The 4,487-nt window shown below is 69.6% G+C and carries 5 protein-coding genes; 4 read left to right on the top strand and 1 reads right to left on the bottom strand.

What is annotated here, in order from left to right; all coding sequences use genetic code 11:
* Positions 1–1,585 (top strand): MMPL family transporter (locus LQV45_RS18745; RefSeq protein ID WP_230008317.1); only part of this gene is annotated, 1,585 nt, incomplete at its 5' end.
* A 25-nt stretch (positions 1,586–1,610) separates the two neighbouring features.
* Here the strand turns inward: LQV45_RS18745 and LQV45_RS18740 are convergent.
* On the bottom strand, positions 1,611–2,573 hold the full coding sequence (locus tag LQV45_RS18740) for an NAD-dependent epimerase/dehydratase family protein (RefSeq protein ID WP_230008316.1): 963 nt from the start codon (positions 2,571–2,573) through the stop codon (positions 1,611–1,613).
* 124 nt (positions 2,574–2,697) lie between these two features.
* Here LQV45_RS18740 and LQV45_RS18735 point away from each other — a divergent pair, with 124 nt between their 5' ends.
* The 3 genes from LQV45_RS18735 to LQV45_RS35905 all read left to right on the top strand — a co-directional run.
* Positions 2,698–3,504: a TetR/AcrR family transcriptional regulator gene (locus tag LQV45_RS18735; RefSeq protein ID WP_230008315.1), complete on the top strand. Its 807-nt coding sequence runs from the start codon at positions 2,698–2,700 to the stop codon at positions 3,502–3,504.
* A gap of 91 nt (positions 3,505–3,595) precedes the next feature.
* The gene (locus LQV45_RS18730; RefSeq protein ID WP_230008314.1) at positions 3,596–4,051 is read left to right on the top strand and encodes a hypothetical protein; all 456 of its coding nucleotides are present in this window, start codon (positions 3,596–3,598) and stop codon (positions 4,049–4,051) included.
* 360 nt (positions 4,052–4,411) lie between these two features.
* On the top strand, positions 4,412–4,487 hold a 76-nt coding region (locus tag LQV45_RS35905), incomplete at its 3' end, for an Hsp70 family protein (protein WP_374208245.1).

The following is a 4,487-nucleotide window of genomic DNA, read 5'->3' as shown; positions in this document are numbered from 1 at the left end:
GGTGGTGTTTGGCATTGCTAAGGCCGCCTGGATTAAATTGAACGGCAAGAGCCAGGGCATCCTGTCCATCCTGGTGATCGGCGCAGCCACCGACTACGCCCTGCTGTATGTGGCCCGGTTCCGCGAAGCCCTGACCCACACCACCAACCGGACGGCCGCCGCCGTCACCGCATGGAAGGCGGCCTGGGAACCGATCCTGGCCTCCGGCGCCACCGTAATCATCGCGCTGCTCTGCCTGCTGTTCTCCGACCTCAACTCCAACAAGGCCCTCGGCCCGGTGGCGGCGGCGGGCATCCTCTGCGCGCTCTTCGCCGCCCTGACCCTGCTGCCGGCCCTGATGGCACTGCTGGGCCGGGCAGCGTTCTGGCCGTTCCGGCCCAAACTGCTACCGGAAACCGATCGGGAACCGGAACTGGTCACCGGCCTCGAGGGCCAGAAGGGACTCTGGCGGGCCACCGGTTCGCTCGTATCCCGCCGGCCGCGCACGGTCTGGGTCGCCTCGGTGCTGCTGCTCCTGGTAGCCGCTACCGGCCTCCTGCAGCTTAAAGCCAACGGCGTCGCCCAGACCGACGTCATCCTCACCTCCTCCAATGCCGTCGACGGGCAGGATGCCCTGGGCCGGCACTTCGACGCCGGGTCCGGCAGCCCCGCGGTGATCGTGGCCGACGAGGCAAACGCCCAGGACGTTCTGGCGAAGCTGCAGACCAGCGACGGCGTCGGAGACGCCTATCTGCTGGCCGAAGGCGGCGCCCCGGTCATCACCGGCGCCCCGGGCGCGCCGGCTGCCCCCGCAATCAGGGACGGGAAGGTCCTGATCAACGCGACGCTGAACCACGCCGCGGACTCCGCCGAGGCCGAAAACGCCGTGGTGTCGCTCCGCCAGGACCTGAAGAAGATAGACAGCGGTGTGCTGGTCGGCGGTGTGACGGCCACGGCGCTGGATACCAACACCACTGCCCAGCGCGACCTCGTCACCATCATCCCGGTGGTCCTGGGCGTCATCCTGGTCATCCTCATGCTGCTGCTGCGCTCGGTGCTCGCGCCGGTCCTGCTGGTCGCCTCCGTGGTCCTGTCCTATGCCGCGGCGATGGGCGTCTCCGCCTTCGTGTTCAACAATGTCTTCAGCTTCCCGGGCGCGGATGCGACGGTGCCCCTGTTCGGCTTCGTCTTCCTCGTGGCACTGGGCGTCGACTACAACATCTTCCTGATGAGCCGGGTCCGGGAGGAATCCCTCAAGCACGGCACCCGGGCCGGCATCCTGCGCGGCCTCGTAGTGACAGGCGGGGTCATCACCTCTGCCGGGGTGGTCCTGGCGGCCACCTTCGCGGCCCTCGGCGTCATCCCGATCATGTTCCTGGTCCAGCTCGCCTTCATCGTCGCGTTCGGCGTCCTGCTGGACACGGTGCTGGTCCGCTCCCTGCTGGTGCCCGCGCTGGCCTACGACATCGGCCCGCGGCTTTGGTGGCCCGGCAAGCTCGGCCGGCCAGGGAGCGGGGCTGTGGCCCGCGACGGCGCCCGGGCCACGCTGTCCGCCGAAAATCCGAAGGCAGATCCGGCTGAAAACGAGGAGGCCGGGGTCCGCTAGGCGGAACCGAAGACCGCAGCCGCCGTCACTGTCCCTGGTCCCTCCACCAGGCAACGGTGGCGGCGGCTGCCTCGTGCAGCGGGGTCGGTGTCAGCCCCAGCGCGGCCTGGCTCGCCGTGGAATCCATGACGAAGGGGTGCTCGAACTGGTACAGGGTCTCGGCCAGGTCCCGCATATCCGTGGAAAACACTCCCATTGCCCTCACCGCCCACCCGGGAACGCCGGTGACACGCGGTGCCCGGGCGCCGGCCGCCTTGGCGAATGCCCCCGCGATCTCGCGCTGGGTCAGTGCAGGTCCAGTGGGCGCATGCCATACCCGGTTCCACACCTGGGGCCTGTCAGCCGCCGCAATCATGGCGGCCGCGAGGTCCGGGACATACGTGAAGGAATGCGGCTGGTCCGCCCGCCCGATCACCTGCATTGGCTTGCCGGCCGCGACGGGCCGGACCATGCGCTCGCCGGCGTGCGAGTTGCGGACCCGCGGCCCGAAGAAATCGCCGGCCACCATGCTCACGGTGGCGGTGGGGGAGGCCGCCCGGGCCGCGAGCAGTGCGGTCCGGACTCCGCGCTTGCCGCCCTGTGCCTGCCGGGGGCTGTCCTCGGTCATGATGTTTTCCGGGGTGCTGTAGGAGTACAGGCTTTCCGGGAAGACCACGACGGCGCCCGCCGCGCCCGCCGCGGCGAGCACATTCAGCTCGGCGGCCGGCAGTTCCCTGGCCCACACCTCGGCGTTGTACCGCGAGCCGTGGATGCAGTGAAAAACGGCCGCGGCGCCCTGGACGGCCTCGCCGAGCCGGGCGGGCTCGGACACGTCGATCGACACTCGTTCCACCAGCGGGTGGGCGGGTCCGCTGCCGGACCTCGTCAGGAGGCGCACCCGGTGGCCCGCCGCTGCCAACTGTTCGGCGACGGTCCAGCCCACCGGGCCGGCCCCTGTGACGACATAGAGCCTGGACGGTTGGTGTCCGGAGGCTGCAGGTTGGGACATTCCGATCTCCTTTTGAAATAACGAGAGCAGTGCTCTCCCATTCAGGATGCGCCGCCGGGGCCGGCAAGTCAAGAGCGGTGCTCACATTTGTTGACCGTGCTCGTGGATGTGGAATGCTGGACTCATGCCAGAGGACAGGATTGCGGGCGCGATAGACGTCGGCGTTGCGGCAGGCCCGGCCGGAGCGGCCGGAGCGGCCCCGGCGGCGGCGCGGCTGCGCACCCCGCGCGAGCGTGCCCGCGCCCAGACGGTGGCCGATATCGTCCGGCTGGGCCGGGAGCATCTGGCGCTGCACGGGGCCGCCGCGCTGTCCCTCCGCGCCGTGGCCCGTGATCTCGGGGTTGTCTCTTCGGCGGTCTACCGCTACGTGGAGAGCCGCGAGGAGCTGCTGACCCTTCTGCTGATTGATGCGTACAACGAACTTGGCGATGCGGTGGATGCCGCCGTCGGGGCAGTGCCGGAGGATGACTTCGGCGGGCGCTTCGCGGCGCTGGGCCGTGCGGTGCGGGACTGGGCGCTGCGCGAGCCCTCCCGCTACGCCCTGCTCTTCGGCAGTCCGGTGCCCGGTTACCAGGCCCCGGCGGAGCGGACCACCGGCCCCGGGACGAGGGTGATTACGGCCCTCATGGGAATCCTCGACGGCGCCTTCCGGGCCGGGCGGCTCGCCGCGACCGGCCAGCGGAGTCCTGCCGTGGCCGCCGGGCTGGCGGGGGACCTGGCGAAAATCCGCGCCGAGTTCGGCCTGGCGGTGCCGGATGACCTCCTGGCCCGCGGCGCACTGGCCTGGACCTCGCTCTTCGGCGCCGTCAGTTTCGAGGTTTTCGGCCAGTATGGCGCAGACACGTTCACAGCCCGGGAGGAGCTCTTCGGCCACCACCTCGCGGTGCTGGCCGACGTCGCGGGCCTGCCGGCGGCCGGCGCTGCCCGGTAAACCAGGTTCCCCTGTTGCCTTGCCGTGGCGCTCGATAGACTGCCCCTGCGCCCGCACGGGCGCGCCAGATGCGTCCAGGAAGGATCCATCCATGTCTGAAGAGACCAGGCCTGAAGAGAACAGGCCTGCAGAGAACACGCCTGAAGAGAATGTCCCCGGAAAAGCGGCGCCGCGGAACGTCGATGCCGGTCCCGCGGAAGATGAGGCAGAGGCCACGGCACCTGAGGGGCAATACGTTGAGGGCGACTACGGCTCCGCCGGCACGGCAGGCCAAGTCCCGCCCACCGCCGTCGAGGGGGAGTACGCCGCGGGGGACTACGGCGAGGCCGGCGTGGCCGGAGCCGCCGTCGTCGGCGACGTGGAAGGCGACTATCCCGAGGGCGACTACGGCGAGGGCGGGGTCTCCGGTGAGCCCGCCGGCGTCGCCGAGGAAGGTGAATACCCCGAAGGTGACTACGGGAGCGCCGGTACGTCCCGTCCCGAGCGATCCGCCCGGCCGGCAGCGGGAGAGCCTGCCGACGGCGACGCCGCTCGGGGCGACAACTAACGGGATCAAAGCTGGCGGGACCAGCCGGCGCGGGCGCCGGCTGGTCCCCTGCCCAGGTCTGCGCCCCTGCGCCCAGCGGGCAGGTTCGCGCAGGGCGAAACGCCGCCCGGGACGCGCCGGAAGGGCTGGATTGAGGGGAATTTAGGCGGCGAGGAGCTGCCGCGGGCGAGGCGGGAAAGCAGAGTTGAGTCGACTTCGCTCAACTTTAAATTGACTTATGTCCCCCTCTGGGTAAAGTTGAGTGTAGATCGCTCAATAACGGTCGGACCTATTGCGGTTAGAGCCACAGTCACTGTGGTTGGAGCCACTGCGGGTCCGCGGCCATCTCCGCAAGATTCCAAGGAAGTAAGGAAACAATCCATGTCACGTGCAGTAGGTATTGACCTCGGAACCACTAACTCCGCCGTCTCCGTTCTCGAAGGTGGCGAACCCACCG

It is taken from the genome of Microbacterium sp. Bi128 (genome assembly GCF_918698205.1).
Note: the sequence above shows the minus strand (reverse complement) of the source record. Positions and strands in the feature narration are given on the sequence as shown.

What these genes read in the sequence shown, in the direction of transcription:
- LQV45_RS18740 (WP_230008316.1), bottom strand. Translation starts at nt 2,573, where the DNA reads ATGTCCCAACCTGCAGCCTCCGGACACCAACCGTCCAGGCTCTATGTC.
- LQV45_RS18735 (WP_230008315.1), top strand. Translation starts at nt 2,698, where the DNA reads ATGCCAGAGGACAGGATTGCGGGCGCGATAGACGTCGGCGTTGCGGCA.
- LQV45_RS18730 (WP_230008314.1), top strand. Translation starts at nt 3,596, where the DNA reads ATGTCTGAAGAGACCAGGCCTGAAGAGAACAGGCCTGCAGAGAACACG.